12 protein-coding genes are annotated in these 15,115 nt (G+C 69.6%); 11 read left to right on the forward strand and 1 reads right to left on the reverse strand.

Annotated elements, in window-relative coordinates; genetic code table 11:
* Window positions 1–237 precede the first annotated feature (237 nt).
* The 9 genes from AC5I49_RS25495 to AC5I49_RS25535 all read left to right on the forward strand — a co-directional run bounded on the left by AC5I49_RS25495 (window position 238) and on the right by AC5I49_RS25535 (window position 9,465).
* Window positions 238–714, forward strand: a complete 477-nt coding sequence (locus AC5I49_RS25495; protein WP_013803615.1) for a (2Fe-2S)-binding protein — start codon at window positions 238–240, stop codon at window positions 712–714.
* 29 nt (window positions 715–743) lie between these two features.
* Window positions 744–3,134, forward strand: coding sequence for a xanthine dehydrogenase family protein molybdopterin-binding subunit (locus AC5I49_RS25500; protein ID WP_203399818.1), 2,391 nt, complete (start codon window positions 744–746; stop codon window positions 3,132–3,134).
* 10 nt (window positions 3,135–3,144) lie between these two features.
* The gene (locus AC5I49_RS25505; protein WP_017407803.1) at window positions 3,145–3,936 is read left to right on the forward strand and encodes an FAD binding domain-containing protein; all 792 of its coding nucleotides are present in this window, start codon (window positions 3,145–3,147) and stop codon (window positions 3,934–3,936) included.
* A 157-nt stretch (window positions 3,937–4,093) separates the two neighbouring features.
* Window positions 4,094–5,035 (forward strand): AAA family ATPase, encoded by a 942-nt coding sequence (locus tag AC5I49_RS25510; RefSeq protein ID WP_043790495.1) that lies wholly within the window; start codon window positions 4,094–4,096, stop codon window positions 5,033–5,035.
* Window positions 5,032–6,288: a vWA domain-containing protein gene (locus AC5I49_RS25515; RefSeq protein WP_495790073.1), complete on the forward strand. Its 1,257-nt coding sequence runs from the start codon at window positions 5,032–5,034 to the stop codon at window positions 6,286–6,288. The genes AC5I49_RS25510 and AC5I49_RS25515 overlap by 4 nt, the downstream gene beginning before the upstream one ends.
* Window positions 6,289–6,326: 38 nt before the next feature.
* The gene (locus AC5I49_RS25520; RefSeq protein ID WP_016448920.1) at window positions 6,327–7,058 is read left to right on the forward strand and encodes an SRPBCC family protein; all 732 of its coding nucleotides are present in this window, start codon (window positions 6,327–6,329) and stop codon (window positions 7,056–7,058) included.
* Window positions 7,059–7,187: 129 nt separating this feature from the next.
* On the forward strand, window positions 7,188–8,258 hold the full coding sequence (locus AC5I49_RS25525; protein WP_495790074.1) for an XdhC family protein: 1,071 nt from the start codon (window positions 7,188–7,190) through the stop codon (window positions 8,256–8,258).
* 170 nt (window positions 8,259–8,428) lie between these two features.
* Window positions 8,429–9,121 (forward strand): AzlC family ABC transporter permease, encoded by a 693-nt coding sequence (locus AC5I49_RS25530; RefSeq protein WP_279493013.1) that lies wholly within the window; start codon window positions 8,429–8,431, stop codon window positions 9,119–9,121.
* Window positions 9,122–9,126: 5 nt separating this feature from the next.
* A complete protein-coding gene (locus AC5I49_RS25535; RefSeq protein ID WP_279493012.1) occupies window positions 9,127–9,465 on the forward strand; it encodes an AzlD domain-containing protein in 339 nt (112 codons plus the stop codon).
* Window positions 9,466–9,467: 2 nt separating this feature from the next.
* Here the strand turns inward: AC5I49_RS25535 and AC5I49_RS25540 are convergent, their stop codons facing one another.
* Window positions 9,468–9,857 carry a nuclear transport factor 2 family protein gene (locus tag AC5I49_RS25540; RefSeq protein WP_013803605.1) on the reverse strand — a complete coding sequence of 130 codons (390 nt, stop codon included), beginning with the start codon at window positions 9,855–9,857 and terminating at the stop codon, window positions 9,468–9,470.
* 422 nt (window positions 9,858–10,279) lie between these two features.
* Between AC5I49_RS25540 and AC5I49_RS25545 the strand changes: the two genes are divergently transcribed.
* Together AC5I49_RS25545 and AC5I49_RS25550 are read left to right on the forward strand one after the other, a co-directional pair.
* The gene (locus AC5I49_RS25545) at window positions 10,280–11,878 is read left to right on the forward strand and encodes an efflux RND transporter periplasmic adaptor subunit (protein WP_495790075.1); all 1,599 of its coding nucleotides are present in this window, start codon (window positions 10,280–10,282) and stop codon (window positions 11,876–11,878) included.
* A 45-nt stretch (window positions 11,879–11,923) separates the two neighbouring features.
* A complete protein-coding gene (locus AC5I49_RS25550) occupies window positions 11,924–15,061 on the forward strand; it encodes an MdtB/MuxB family multidrug efflux RND transporter permease subunit (protein WP_070080574.1) in 3,138 nt (1,045 codons plus the stop codon).
* Window positions 15,062–15,115: the final 54 nt, after the last annotated feature.

Consider the following 15,115-nt stretch of genomic DNA (forward strand, 5'->3'; position numbering starts at 1 on the left):
GCGAACGGGCTGGCAGGCGGGCACGGTCGAAGCCGGGGGCGCAGGCGCAAGCGGTGCGGGCTGCGGCTGCGGCTGCGGTGACGACTGTGTCATTTTGAGAATATCCGCGCCGCCCGGCCCGGGCTTGCGGGTCAACCCTAGAACGGGCGCCTGCGGGCAGGGCGACCATGGCAGGCGAGGTTTCCGGCGTTCCCCCACGTTCCAGATCACCGCCGAACACAGGCAGGAGACAGCACGATGAATGTCCAGCTCACCGTCAACGGGCGCGCGCAGCGCATCGACGTTCCACCCAACACCTTGCTCGTGCATGCGCTGCGCGAGCACCTGCGCCTGACCGGCACGCATGTGGGCTGCGACACCAGCCAGTGCGGGGCCTGCACCGTCATCGTCGACGGCCACGCCGTCAAGTCCTGCGCCATGCTGGCCGTGCAGGCCGAGGGCTGCGAGGTGCGCACCATCGAAGGGCTGGCGGATATCGACGGCGGCCTGCACCCCATGCAGGCGGCCTTCAAGGAGTGCCACGGCCTGCAATGCGGCTTTTGCACGCCGGGCATGGTCATGAGCGCCGTGGACCTGTGCCAGCGCCAGCCGTGCGCGGGCGATCGCGAGATCCGCGAGGCGCTGGAGGGCAACCTGTGCCGCTGCACGGGCTACCAGAACATCGTGGCCGCCGTGAAAAAGGGCAGCCAGGCCATGGCAGGGCCTGCGGCCTGAGCGCCGCAGGTCACCACAAGGAGACAGCCATGGGTGCATCCGACTTTTCCAAGCTCCCCCACATCGGCGAGCCCGTCAAGCGCAAGGAGGACTACCGCTTCCTCACGGGCGCGGGCCAGTACACCGACGACATCGCGCTGGCCGCCCAGGCCCATGCGGTGTTCGTGCGCTCGCCGCACGCGCATGCGCGTGTGCGCTCCGTGTCCACCGACGCGGCCAGGGCCGCGCCCGGCGTCATCGGCGTGCTCACGGGCGCCGACGTGGCGGCCGACAAGATCAACGGCCTGCCCTGCGGCTGGCTGATCACCAGCACCAACGGCGAGCCCATGAAGGAGCCGCCGCATCCCATCCTGGCGCTGGACACCGTGCGCTACGTGGGCGACCAAGTCGCCATGGTCGTGGCCGAGACGCTGGAGCAGGCGCGCGACGCGGCCGAGCTGGTGGAGGTGGACTACGACCCGCTGCCCGCCGTGGTGCTGGTGGCCGACGCGGCGGCCGGCAGCGTGCCCGGCGCGGTGGTGCACGACATCGCCCCCGACAACCACTGCTACAAATGGGCCATCGGCGACAAGGCCGCCGTGGATGCCGTGTTCGCCGGTGCCGCCCACATCGCCCAGCTGGACCTGGTCAACAACCGCCTGGTTCCCAACGCCATGGAGCCGCGCGCGGCCATCGGCAGCTACAGCCGCGCCAATGACGAGTACACGCTGTACGTGGCCAACCAGAACCCGCACGTCGAGCGGCTGCTGATGACGGCCTTCGTCATGGGCCTGCCCGAGCACAAGGTGCGCGTGATCGCGCCCGACGTGGGCGGCGGCTTCGGCTCCAAGATCTTCCTGTATGCCGAGGATGTCTGCCTGACCTGGGGTGCGCGAAAGCTCAACCGCAACATCAAGTGGACGGCCGACCGCAGCGAGTCCTTCCTCACCGACGCCCATGGCCGCGACCACGTCAGCCATGCCGAGATGGCCATGGACGCCAGCGGCAAGTTCCTGGCCATGCGCGTGCACACGGATGCCAACCTGGGCGCCTACCTGAGCACCTTCGCCAGCGCCGTGCCCACCATCCTCTATGCCACCTTGCTGGCCGGCCAGTACGCCACGCCCCAGGTCTATGTGGAAGTCGATGCCTGGTTCACCCACACCGCGCCCGTCGATGCCTACCGGGGCGCGGGCCGGCCCGAGGCCACCTATCTGCTGGAGCGCCTGGTCAGCCGCTGCGCCTGGCAGCTGAACCTGTCCCAGGCCGAGATACGGCGGCGCAACTTCGTCACCAGCTTCCCCTACCAGACGCCCGTGGCCCTGCAGTACGACGTGGGCGACTACGGCGCCTGCATGGACAAGGCCGAGGCCCTGGCCGACGTGGCGGGCTTTGCCGCGCGCCGTGCCGACAGCGAGGCGCGGGGCCTCAGGCGCGGCCTGGGCTACAGCAGCTACATCGAGGCCTGCGGCCTGGCGCCCAGCAACATCGCGGGCGCCCTGGGCGCGCGGGCCGGCCTGTTCGAATGCGGCGAGGTGCGCGTGCACCCCACGGGCAGCGTCACCGTGTTCACGGGCTCGCACAGCCACGGCCAGGGGCACGAGACCACCTTCGCCCAGGTGGTGGCCGCGCGCCTGGGGATACCCGTGGAGAACGTGGACATCGTCCACGGCGACACGGGCCGTGTGCCGTTCGGCATGGGCACTTACGGATCACGCTCCATCAGCGTGGGCGGCGCGGCCATCATGAAGGCGCTGGACAAGATCGAGGCCAAGGCCAAGAAGATCGCGGCCCACCTGATGGAGGCCAGCGACGCCGACATCGACTTCGCAGGCGGCGAGTTCACGGTGCGTGGCACCGACAAGAAAGTCCCCTTCGCCCAGATCGCGCTCACCGCCTATGTGCCGCACAACTACCCGCTGGACAAGCTGGAGCCCGGCCTCAACGAAACCGCCTTCTACGACCCCACCAACTTCACCTTCCCCGCAGGCACGTACATCTGCGAGGTCGAGGTGGACCCGGCCACGGGCGTGGTGCGCGTGGACCGCTTCAGCGCCGTTGACGACTTCGGCACCATCATCAATCCCATGATCGTCGAGGGCCAGGTGCACGGCGGCGTGGCCCAGGGCATAGGCCAGGCGCTGCTGGAAAACTGCGTCTACGACCGCGAGACCGGCCAGCTGCTCACCGGCAGCTTCATGGACTACGCCATGCCGCGCGCCGACGATTTCCCCGAATTCAAGCTCGGCACCGTCTGCACGCCCTGCACGCACAACCCGCTGGGCACCAAGGGCTGCGGCGAGGCGGGGGCCATAGGCTCGCCGCCCGCCGTCATCAATGCCGTGCTTGACGCACTGCATCCCCTGGGTGTCAGGGACCTGGACATGCCGGCCAGCCCGCACCGTGTCTGGTCGGCCATCGACGCCGCAGCCACCTCCTGAGGAGAGCGCCATGTACGCATTCACCTATGAAGCCCCTGGCACCACGGCCGACGCCGCTGCCCTGGCCGCCCAGGGCGGCCAGTACCTGGCCGGCGGGCAAAGCCTGCTGCCATCGATGCGCTTGCGCCTGGCGCGGCCCGAACAGATCGTGGACCTGAACCGCGTCCAGGGCCTGGCCGGCATCGCCGTCAACGGCCAGACCGTGGAAATCCGCGCCATGACACGCCACGCCGACGTGGCCGCCAACCCGCAGGTCCAGGCCGCCATCCCGGCCCTGGCCGAGCTGGCCGGCGGCATCGGCGACCGCCAGGTGCGTGCGCGCGGCACCATCGGCGGCTCGCTGGCCAACAACGACCCCGCTGCCTGCTACCCCAGCGCCGTGCTGGGCCTGGGTGCCACCGTCGTCACCGACCGGCGCGAGATCGCGGCCGACGACTTCTTCCAGGGCATGTACACCACGGCGCTGGGCAGCGGCGAGCTGATCACGGCCGTGCGCTTTCCGGTCCCGAGGAAGGCCGCCTACCTCAAGTTCAAGCAGCCCGCCTCGCGCTTCGCCCTGGTGGGCGTCTTCGTCGCCCAGACCGACAGCGGCGTGCGCGTGGCCATCACGGGCGCCGGGCTCAGCGTGTTCCGCCATGCGGGGCTGGAGGCCGCGCTCAACCAGAGCTTCACGCCCGACGCGGCCGCCCAGGTGCTGATCGACCATGCCGACCTCAACAGCGACCTGCATGCCAGCGCGCGCTACCGGGCGCAGTTGATCAGCGTGCAGACGCAGCGTGCGGTATCGCAGATGCTGGGGTGACTATGGTGACCCCCTGAGTCGCTTCGCGCCTTCCCCCTTGAAGGGGGACGACACCCTCGGTGCGGGGCGGCCCTTCCTCGGTGTCCCTGAGTTGGATTGCGCCAGTTTTGCGCAGCGCAGACGAAGCGCAGTTCCATGACGATTGGATAAGGACTGAATGAAGGTTCCCGAGCAAGCCATTGCCTCCATAGACGCCCTGGTCGCCGCGCTGCAGGCCGAAGGCTATTTCGCCGACCGGCGCCTGGCCACGGCCGTCTTCCTGGCCCTGCGGCTGCAGCGGCCGCTGCTGCTGGAGGGCGAGCCCGGCGTGGGCAAGACCGCGCTGGCCCAGGCGCTGGCACGCGTGCTGGAGCGCCGCCTGATCCGGCTGCAGTGCTATGACGGCATGGAGCAGCGCGAGGCGCTGTATGAATGGAACTACGCGGCCCAGCTGCTGCACCTGCGCGCGGCCGAGCTGGCCTCGGCGCAGCCCGCGGCCGCACCGCAGCAGGACCGACTGCAGCGCGCCGAGCAGGAGGTCTACCAGGAGCGCTACCTGGTAAGCCGCCCGCTGCTGCAGGCCCTGCAGCAGCCCGAGCCCGGCGCCGTGCTGCTGATCGACGAGATCGACCGCGCCGACGAGCCCTTCGAGGCCTTCCTGCTCGAATACCTGGGCGAGTACCAGGTCAGCATCCCCGAGCTGGGCACGGTGGCGGCACGCGTGCCGCCCGTGACCGTGCTCACCAGCAACCGCACGCGCGACCTGCACGACGCCGTCAAGCGCCGCTGCCTCTACCACTGGCTGGACTATCCCGGGCGCGAGCGCGAGCTGGCCATCGTGCGCGCCCTGGTGCCCGGGGCCGGGCAGGCCCTGACGGCCCAGGTGGCGAGCTTCGTGGGGCGGCTGCGCAGCCAGCCCTTTTCCGACGCCTTCCAGCGCGTGCCCGGCATTGCCGAAAGCGTGGAATGGGCCAAGGCCCTGGTGGCGCTGGACACCCTGGTGGTCGATCCCGAAGTCGTGCACGACACGGCCGGCATCCTCTTCAAGCAGCGCGAGGACGTGGCCGCGCTCACGCCCGAGCGGCTGCAGCAACTGCTGGCGCCGGAGCCCGCGCCGTGACGGCTGGGGCAGCCGGTGCGGCCGGTGCCGCCGATGGGGGCGGGCGCACCAGCTGGCTGGGCGATGCGCGCAGCGGCAAGCTGGCTGGCAACCTGGTCGGCTTTGCGCGTGCGCTGCGCCGCGCGGGCGTGCCCGTGGATGGCGGGCGCATGGCGCTGGCCCAGCAGGCCCTGTCTTTGGTCGGCCTGGCGCGCGAGGACATGGCCGCAGCGCTGGAGGCGGTCCTGGTGAGCAACGCCCAGGACCGCGCCGTGTTCCGCGAACTGTTCGACGCCTACTTCCGCAATCCCGATGTGGCCCGGCAACTGCTGGCCCAGTTGCTGCCGCAGGCGCCCCGGCCGTCCGCGCCGCGCCACCGCCCGCGCGTACAGGAAGCGCTGTCGCCTCGCCAGGCAAGCGAGGGCAGGGCCGCCGTCGATGAAGAGCTGAAGCTGGACGCTGCCATGACGGCCAGCGAGCGCCACCGCCTGCGCCATGCCGACTTCAACCAGCTCAGCGCCAGCGAATACCTGCTGGTGCAGCGCCTGGCCAGGGACATTGCCCTTCCCTTGCCCCGCTACCGCAGCCGCCGCACGCGCACCGGCCAGCGCGGCGCGGTGCCCGACTGGGCTGCCAGCCTGCGTGCGGCATCGCGCCACGGCGGCGAAATGCTGCAGCTGCTGCGGCGCGAACGGCGGCGCCTGCCGCTGCCCTGGCTGGCTCTGGTCGATGTCTCGGGCTCCATGGAGCGCTATGCGCGGCTGTTGCTGGCCTTCCTGCACGCGGCCACCAGCACGCAGCGCCATGCGGGCCTGTGCCGCCAGGTCTTCAGCTTCGGTACCGAGCTGCGCGACCTGGGCCCGGCCTTTGCCCAGGCCGATACAGACGCCATGCTCGAGCGCGCCAACGCCGCCATTGCCGACTTTGGCGGCGGCACGCGCCTGGGCAGCAGCCTGGGCGAACTGCGCCGCCTGCATGCGCGCCACCAGGTTTCAGGCCTGGTGGGCCGGCGCACCCTGGTGCTCATCATCAGCGACGGCCTGGACACCGGCGATGCCGCCGAGCTGGACCGCGAACTGGCCTGGCTGCGCCGCCACAGCGCGCGGCTGCTGTGGCTCAACCCGCTGCTGCGCTTTGACGGGTATGCCCCACTGGCCCAGGGGGCGGCCGTGCTGCATCGTCATGCCCATGCCATGCTTGCGGTACACAACCTGGAATCGCTGCAGCAACTGGCCGGTCACCTGGCGCGGCTGCTGGCGGCGCCAGGCCGCTGAGCCGCTTGCGGCCACCCCCATCGCAGAAAGGAATTGCCATGGAAATGCAAGCCAGCCGTTCCCTCGCCGTCAGCCAGCAGCAGGCCTGGGAGGCGCTCAACGATCCCGAAACGCTCAAGGCCTGCCTGGCCGGCTGCGACCGCTTCGAACCCCAGGGCGATGACCAGTACGCCGTGGGCATGGCGGTCAAGGTGGGGCCGGTATCGGCCAAGTTCAGCGGCAAGGTCACCCTGTCCGACATCACGCCGCCCGAGCGCTACCGCATCGCCTTTGAAGGCCAGGGCGGCGTGGCCGGCTTCGGCAAGGGCGAGGCCGACGTCACCCTCACTCCCGAGCCCGCTGACGCCGCAGGCCAGCCGCGCTGCCTGCTCAGCTACAGCGTGCAGGCCCAGGTCGGCGGCAAGATCGCCCAGTTGGGCCAGCGGCTGATCGACGGCGCCGCGCGCAACATGGCCGACGACTTCTTCGCACGATTCGATACGCTGATGCAGCAGCGCCACCCGCGCGCGCCGGCAGCGCCTGCCGATGCAGGCGACACCGCCGACCTGTCCCACCTGCCTGCCGGCCTGGCCGATGAAACCGGCCACATCGAGCCCACCGTGGACGCCCAGGCCTGGGAGCACGACGCCGCAGCCGGCGTGGCCACGCCGCTGGATGCCGCACCGGCCACCGAGGCCGAGGAACGCTCGCGCCGCGCCATCCCGCTGTGGTGCTGGGGGCTGGCCATCGTCGTCGTCCTGGGCGCCGGCTGGCTGCTTTCGCGGTACTGAGTCCTTGCGCCGACCCACGGCTTTTTCCACCTACCCTGAACGATGCGCGCTGGCGCAGCACAATAGCCGCCGAAAAGCGCCAGGCGCCCAGCTGCACAGGCAAGCCAGGTGCCGGCGTGGAGATTTGCAATGGAAAACCTGGATGTTCATGTTCTGCGCCACCTCGCGCAATGGCGCGCTCAGGGCGAGCGCGCGCTGCTGGCCACGGTAGTGCGTACCTGGGGCTCGTCGCCCCGGCCCATCGGCTCCATCATGGCGCTGGGGGCCTCGGGCGCCGTGGTCGGCTCCGTGTCCGGCGGCTGCATCGAGGATGACCTGATCGCCCGCTACAGCCACGCCTCGGACGCCGACGCCCTGCGCGACGGCGCGCCCCGGCTGCTGCGCTACGGCGTCAGCGCCGACGAGGCCCACCGCTTCGGCCTGCCCTGCGGCGGCACGCTGGAGCTGCTGCTCGAATTCAATCCCGACGCTGCTGCGCTGCAGCAACTTGTGCAATGGCTGGACGAAGGCCGCATGGTGCGGCGCACCGCGGACAAGGCCACCGGCCAGGTCGTCCAGCAGGTCAGCGACGCGCCCGAGCCGCTGGTGCATGACGGGCAGCAGGTCGCCAACAGCTTCGGCCCCGAGTACCGCATGCTGCTCATCGGCGCAGGCCAGCTGTCCGAATACCTGGCCACCATGGCGCTGTTCAACGGTTTTGCGGTCACCGTCTGCGACCCGCGCGAGGAATACAGCCGCCACTGGAGCGTGGCCGGCGTGCAGCTGTCGCGCGAGATGCCCGATGACCTCGTGCGCACCATGCGCGCCGATGCGCGCACCTGCATCATCGGCCTCACGCACGACCCCAAGCTCGACGACCTGGCCCTCATGGAAGCCCTGGAATCCCCGGCCTTCTACGTCGGCGCCATCGGCTCGCGCCGCAACACCGCGCTGCGCCTGCAGCGCCTGAGCGAGCACTTCGGCCTGGGCGACGCACAGCTCGCGCGCCTGCGCGGCCCCATCGGCCTGTACATAGGCAGCAAGACGCCCCCCGAAATCGCCGTCAGCATCATGGCCGAGGTCCTGGCCGCCAAGAACGGCGTGGCCCTGCCGCGCGGCATGACCGTGGAAGAAGGCAAGCTCGCCGCCGCCCAGCCCCCGCAGCCGCTGGAGGATGACGGGCCCGAGGGCATCACGCCCCTGGTGTGCGGGGTGGGGTAGACGGGGCGCCGCAGGCGGGTGGCATGGGGCTGCAGTGACGGGAGTTGAGACGCTATATTGATCGATCTTCTTTCATAGAGGGAGGCGATCATGTGTTTGGCTGGAAATGAGGCCGGCTTGCCCGGCATGATTGTCGGCAATCCTGTGGGGAAATGGTTCGGAGGCGCGGCGTGAGCGGCGCTCGTCCGCTGGCTGCCGGCCTGACCGCCAGCCTCTCCGTGGCAACAGGCTATCTGCCGATTGCTTTTTCCTTTGGCGTGGCGGCCGTTCAGGCGGGTCTTGCTCCATCCATTGCCGTGATGGCTTCCGTGCTGGTCTATGCCGGAGCCAGCCAGTTCCTGCTGATTTCGTTGCTGGCTTCGGGAGCCGGGCTGTGGACCGCTTTGCCCACGGTGCTGTTGATGAATGCGCGGCATGTGCTGTATGGCCCGGCCCTGCAGGTGGTGCTGGGGCCGCGGCAGCGCCTGGCCACGCCCTGGTTGGCCTTTGGCCTGACCGACGAGGTGTTTGCCACCGCCATGAGCAAGATGCAGGGCGTGCCAGAGGCCGAGCGCGAGCACTGGTTTCTGGGCCTGCAACTTGGCGCCTACGCTGCCTGGGTGGGCGGCACGGTGATGGGGGTGACGCTGGTGGGCGAGGTGGATCGGTGGCCGGCAGCCGTCCGCGAGGCGCTGGCCTTTGTTCTGCCCGCATTGTTCTTTGCGCTGCTGCTGGAGGCGGGTGTGCTGCGCTGGTGGCGTGCGGTGCTCACGGCCGCCGTGGTCGCTGCGGTGCTGGTGTGCTTCATCCCGGGCTACCACGCCCTGGCGCTGGCGATCCTGTGCGGTGCGCTGGCGCATGCGGCCACGGCCGATAGGGGCTGATCACCATGTCGTACACATTCTGGATCTTGCTGTTGTGCGGTGCCGGCACCTTTGGCCTGCGCTGGTTGCCGTTGTGGCAGGCACGCCGCAGAGGGCACTCTTCACGGGCGTCCCCGCAGGTGCAGAGGTGGCTGGCGGGTGTCGGGCCCGCCGCCATCGCTGCCCTGTTCGTGGTGTCAACCTGGGGGCTGTTGGTCAGCGATGTCCGCTGGGGGCGGGTGGCCGTGATCTCCGTGGCTTTGCTGGCCATCTGCCTCGCACGCCTGGTGCGTGGAGGCATTGCCATGCCGACCTTGGCTGGTGCGCTGACCTACGGCCTGCTGGCCCATGTCAAGCCCTGGTGATGTCAGTGCGGCTGGGCATGGAAGGCCTTGTTGGCAATCTTCCAGCCCGCTTCCGTCTTGAGCAGCACGAAGTAGTCGATGAAGGTGATGGCGCCGTGCACCAGGGTGATCTTGGCGCTGGCCGCCGTGCCGCCGATGTCGATGGCGTCGATGCTGCGGCGGCGCGTGGCCTCGTCGGCGGCGGGCTGGCCCTTGAAGCGGGCGCAGTAGGTGTCGATGTCCCAGGAGGTCAGCGGGCCTTCGCGCACGCTTTCGATGCGGGCGGTGGGCATGAAGGCGGCGCGCATGTGGGCGCTGTTGTCCTCGGCATGGCCGCGCATGTACAGCTCCAGCGGCACGCGCACGGCGGCTTCTTCGGGGTGGTCGGTCAGGCGTGGGTTGGCAGTCGTCATGGTGTTCTCCTGGGACGGATGGATGGCGGCCTGCGCCTGCAGGCCGGCGGCCGCGCATCGTAGCCACAAGCGCGGGGTGCAGTCCAACGGGGTGCCAGGCGCGACCTGCGCCGGGTTGGAGTGCAATGCCTTGTTTTCAATGGACTTTCGTGCTGATGCGCCCTGCATTGGCCGTGCCTGGGTCAACAGTGTTGTGAGCGCCGTGCCCTGTCTGAGGCCCTGCCGACGGGTGGCCGACCTGTTTCCGAAAACGCTCTGGCCAGGGCGGGTAAAGCCGGGGTAAAGCGGGGGTAATGCCTGCGTAAAACGGCGATCTGCCTCGTTTTGGAGAGCATGGGACTGGCTACCATAGCCGCATCCGCCGCCGTGCCCCGTTCCGGGGCCGGGCCCACGGCTTCCTCCCACGATTTCCCGCAGTGACCATGAAACGCCTGTCCAGCAGCCCCCTTGTTGCAGATGCCCACGGCGTACGCCAATGTGGCCGGATACGGCCTGCCCTGATGTGGGGCGTGGTGGCATTGGCCCTGGTCGCGGGGGGCGGGCTGTGGTGGTGGAACAAGCGGGCGCCGGCGCAGGGCGAGCAGGCCTCGGCCGGTGCGCCCGGCCCGGGTGGCGGGCGTGCGGGAGGCGGCCGGCGCGGCCCCGGCGGCCCGGGTGGACCTGGCGCCATGGGTGCCCAGGCGCAGCCGGTGTCCGTGGGCGTGGTGGAGCGGCGCGACATGCGCGTGCTGATCAGCGCCATCGGCACCATGAACCCGCGCGCCACGGCCGTGGTGCGCGCCAAGGTGTCGGGCGAGTTGCTGCGCCTGCATTTCAAGGAAGGCGACGAGGTCAAGGCCGGCCAGCTGCTGGCCGAGATCGATCCGCGCAGCTTCCAGGCCAGCTTCAACCAGATCCAGGGCACGCTGCAGCGCGACCAGGCGCTGCTCAAGAACGCCCAGCTGGACCTGCAGCGCTACAAGGAGCTGCAGGCCCAGGATTCCATTGCCGGCCAGCAGGTCGATACCCAGGCTGCGCTGGTGCGCCAGTACCAGGGCACGGTGGCCGCCGACCAGGCCCAGGCCGATGCGGCCAGGCTGCAACTGAGCTACACGCGCATCACGGCGCCCATTGCGGGCCGGCTGGGCCTGCGCCAGGCCGACCGGGGCAATGTGGTCAACCCTTCGGATGCCAACGGCATCGTCACCATCACGCAGGTCAAGCCCATCGATGCGGTGTTCTCCGTGCCCGAGGCGCATGTGGGCACGCTGGCACGGCGCCTGGCCGAGGGCCGCGAGCTGCCCGTGGAGCTGTGGGACCGGGACCTCAAGCAGCAGCTGGGGCGCGGCCGGCTGAATGCGGTGGACAACAGCATCGACATCGCCACCGGCACCATCAAGGCCAAGGCCGCCTTCGACAATGCCGAGGGCCGGCTGTTCGCCAACCAGTTCGTCAACGTCAGGCTGGAAGTGGACCGGCTGGAGCAGGCGCTGACCGTGCCGACCACGGCCGTGCAGAACAACTACGTCTATCTGGTCCAGGAGGATGGCACGGTGACGCAGCGGCGCATCACCGTGGGCGTGACCGATGGCGACCGGGTGAGCGTGAAGGGCGAACTCAAGCCTGGCGAGCAGGTGGTGGTCGATGGCATTGACCGCCTGCGCGAAGGCGCCAAGGTCACGGTGATCGAGCCCGACAAGGTGCAGAAGGTGGACCAGGCCGTGCAGGACGCCTCCAGCCAGCCGCGCGGCATGCGCAATCTGCCGCCCGATGTGCGCGCCAAGCTGGCGACCATGAACCCCGATGAGCGCAAGGCCTACCTGCAGAAGCTGCGCGCCGAGCGCGGTGGGCAGCGCAATGGAGGCAATGGCGGTGGCAACAGTGGCGGCAGCAATGGCGCCGGCAGCGGCGCACCGGCCGCCGAAGGTTCCGCGCCTGCATCCCAGGCACCTGCGCCGTCACCGGGCTCGCCCCAGCCATCGCCCGGCCCGGCGCCTGCCGCTCCGGCGGCTCCAGCGGCTCCCGCTCCTGCCGGGCGCTGAGCAGCGCCCGGCACCTGAAGACCGCAAGCCCTTCCAGGCGGCCCCATGAATCTTTCCCGCATCTTCATCCTGCGACCCGTCGCCACCTCGCTGCTGATGGTGGCGGTGCTGATCGCCGGCCTGCTGGCCTACCGGCTGCTGCCGATTTCGGCCCTGCCCGAGGTGGACTACCCCACCATCCAGGTCACCACGCTGTACCCGGGCGCCAGCCCCGACGTGATGACGTCCAACGTCACCGCGCCGCTGGAGCGCCAGCTCGGCCAGATGCCGGGGTTGTCGCAGATGTCGTCCACCAGTTCGGGCGGCGCCTCGGTGATCACGCTGCGCTTTGCGCTGGACATGGCCATGGACGTGGCCGAGCAGCAGGTGCAGGCCGCCATCAACGCGGGTGCCAACCTGCTGCCCAGCGACCTGCCCATGCCCCCGCTGTACAGCAAGGTCAATCCGGCGGATGCGCCCATCCTCACGCTGGCCATCACCTCGCCCTCGCTGCCGGTAATCCGCGTCAATGACCTGGTGGAAAACCGCCTGGCGCCCAAGCTCTCGCAGGTCAACGGCGTGGGGCTGGTGGCGATTGCGGGCGGGCGCCGGCCTGCCGTGCGCATCCAGGCCAACCCGACGGCGCTGGCCGGCCTGGGCATGACGCTGGACGATGTGCGCACCGCCATCGCCGCCGCCAACGTCAAGCAGGCCAAGGGCGGCTTCGACGGGCCGGCGCGCGCCTCCACCATCGATGCCAACGACCAGCTGCAGTCGGCGGCCGAGTACCGCAACCTCATCATCGCCTTCAAGAACGGCCTGCCCGTGCGCCTGTCCGACATCGCCCAGACCGTGGACGATGCCGAGAACACGCGCCTGGCCGCCTGGGCCGGCACGCCCGAGGGTGGCTCGCGCGCGGGCGTGATCCTCAACATCCGGCGCCAGCCCGGCGCCAACGTGATCGAGACGGTGGATCGCATCAAGGCGCTGCTGCCCCAGCTCAAGGAGACACTGCCGGCCTCGCTGGACGTGCAGGTGCTGACCGACCGCACGGTGACCATCCGCGCCTCGGTCAACGACATGCAGCTGGAGCTGATGCTGGCCATCGCCCTGGTGGTGGCGGTGATCTTCGTCTTCCTGCGCAGCGCCTCGGCCACGCTGATACCGAGCTTTGCCGTGCCGCTGTCGCTGATCGGCACCTTCGGCGTGATGTACCTGGCCGGTTTTTCCATCAACAACCTCACGCTGATGGCGCTGACGATCTCCACCGGCTTCGTGGTGGACGATGCCATCGTGATGATCGAGAACATCGCGCGCTTCGTGGAAAAGGGCGAGCCGCCCATGCAGGCCGCGCTCAAGGGCGCCAGGCAGATCGGCTTCACCATCATCTCGCTGACGATTTCGCTGATCGCCGTGCTGATCCCGCTGCTGTTCATGGGCGACGTGGTGGGGCGGCTGTTCCACGAGTTCGCCATCACCATGGCGGTGGCCATCCTGATCTCGGCCGTGGTCTCGCTGACGCTCACGCCCATGCTGTGCGCGCGGCTGCTGCGCCACCAGCCCGAAGGGGCCGAGGAGGAAAAGCATGGCCGCCTGTACCACGCCACGGGCCGTTTCTTCGACCGCACCATCGCCGGCTACGGCCGCATCCTCACCTGGGTGCTGGACCGCCGGGGCCTGACATGGATCGTCTTCCTGGCCACGCTGGCCGTGACCGTGCTGCTGTACTTTGCCGTGCCCAAGGGCTTCTTCCCGGACCAGGACACGGGCACCATCCAGGCCACGACCGAGGCCGACCAGTCCATCTCCTTTGCCGCCATGGCCGAGCGCCAGCAGGCCCTGGCCGAGCTGCTGCTCAAGGACCCGGCCGTGCAGAGCATCTCGTCCTTCATCGGCGTCGATGGCAGCAACACCACGCTGAACACGGGCCGGCTGCTGATCGACCTCAAGCCCCATGGCCAGCGCGATGGCGTGCCCGCCGTGCTGCGCCGCCTGTCCGACGATGCGCTGCAGATCCCGGGCATTCGCCTGTACGCCCAGCCCGTGCAGGACCTGACCATCGAGGACCGCGTGGCGCGCACCCAGTACCAGCTGCTGATGTCCTCGCCCGACATGGCGCAGCTGGCCAAGAGCACCCAGGCCCTGGTCGAGCGCATGCACGACCTGCCCGAGCTGGTGGACGTGGGCAGCGACCTGCAGGACCAGGGCCTGCAGGCCTTCGTGCAGATCGACCGGGCCCAGGCCAGCCGGCTGGGCGTGACGGTCTCGGCCATCGACACGGCGCTGTACAACGCCTTCGGCCAGCGGCTGATCTCCACCATCTTCACGCAGTCCAACCAGTACCGCGTGGTGCTGGAGGTGGCGCCGCAGTTCAAGGTCGGGCCCGAGGCGCTGCAGTCCATCTACGTGGCCTCCAGCGCGGGCGCGCCCGTGCCGCTGTCCTCGGTGGCCACGGTCAGCGAGCGGCCCATGGCCCTGGCCGTGAACCATGTGGGCCAGCTGCCCGCCGCCACCATCTCGTTCAACACTGCGCCCGGCGTGTCGCTGGGCCATGCCGTCAAGGCCGTGCAGGACCTGATGGCCCAGCTGCGCACGGAGGGCCATATGCCGCTGTCGGTGGACGCTGCCTTCCAGGGCGCGGCCCTGGCCTTCCAGGCCTCGCTGTCCAACACGCTGCTGCTGGTGCTGGCGGCGGTGATCACCATGTACATCGTGCTGGGCGTGCTCTATGAGAGCACCATCCACCCGGTGACCATCCTGTCCACGCTGCCCTCGGCCGGCGTGGGCGCGCTGCTGGCCCTGCTGCTGGCGGGGCTGGACCTGGACATCATCGCCATCATCGGCATCGTGCTGCTGATCGGCATCGTCAAGAAGAACGCGATCATGATGATCGACTTCGCGCTGGAGGCGCAGCGCGAGGAGGGGCACACGCCGCGCGAGGCCATCTACCAGGCCTGCCTGCTGCGGTTCCGGCCTATCCTGATGACGACCTTGGCTGCTTTGCTGGGGGCCTTGCCGTTGATGCTGGGGACGGGGGTGGGCAGTGAGTTGCGGCATCCGTTGGGGGTGACGTTGGTGGGGGGCTTGCTGGTGAGTCAGTTGTTGACTCTGTTCACTACGCCTGTGATTTATCTGACTTTTGAAGGGTGGGCGCAGAGGTGGCGGGATCGTCGGGGTGCTTCTTCGGAGCAGGCCCATGCTTGAGCTTGATCTGCGCTTTTGGCTGGCGCCGCTGGCCGGGGTTCGGCCCGGCGGCCG

This window comes from Delftia sp. (assembly GCF_059499305.1).

Coding starts and splice junctions, on each gene's coding strand:
- AC5I49_RS25495 (WP_013803615.1), top strand. CDS start 238: ATGAATGTCCAGCTCACCGTCAACGGGCGCGCGCAGCGCATCGACGTT.
- AC5I49_RS25540 (WP_013803605.1), bottom strand. CDS start 9,857: ATGACGACTGCCAACCCACGCCTGACCGACCACCCCGAAGAAGCCGCC.
- AC5I49_RS25510 (WP_043790495.1), top strand. CDS start 4,094: ATGAAGGTTCCCGAGCAAGCCATTGCCTCCATAGACGCCCTGGTCGCC.
- AC5I49_RS25500 (WP_203399818.1), top strand. CDS start 744: ATGGGTGCATCCGACTTTTCCAAGCTCCCCCACATCGGCGAGCCCGTC.
- AC5I49_RS25550 (WP_070080574.1), top strand. CDS start 11,924: ATGAATCTTTCCCGCATCTTCATCCTGCGACCCGTCGCCACCTCGCTG.
- AC5I49_RS25545 (WP_495790075.1), top strand. CDS start 10,280: ATGAAACGCCTGTCCAGCAGCCCCCTTGTTGCAGATGCCCACGGCGTA.
- AC5I49_RS25505 (WP_017407803.1), top strand. CDS start 3,145: ATGTACGCATTCACCTATGAAGCCCCTGGCACCACGGCCGACGCCGCT.
- AC5I49_RS25535 (WP_279493012.1), top strand. CDS start 9,127: ATGTCGTACACATTCTGGATCTTGCTGTTGTGCGGTGCCGGCACCTTT.
- AC5I49_RS25520 (WP_016448920.1), top strand. CDS start 6,327: ATGGAAATGCAAGCCAGCCGTTCCCTCGCCGTCAGCCAGCAGCAGGCC.
- AC5I49_RS25525 (WP_495790074.1), top strand. CDS start 7,188: ATGGAAAACCTGGATGTTCATGTTCTGCGCCACCTCGCGCAATGGCGC.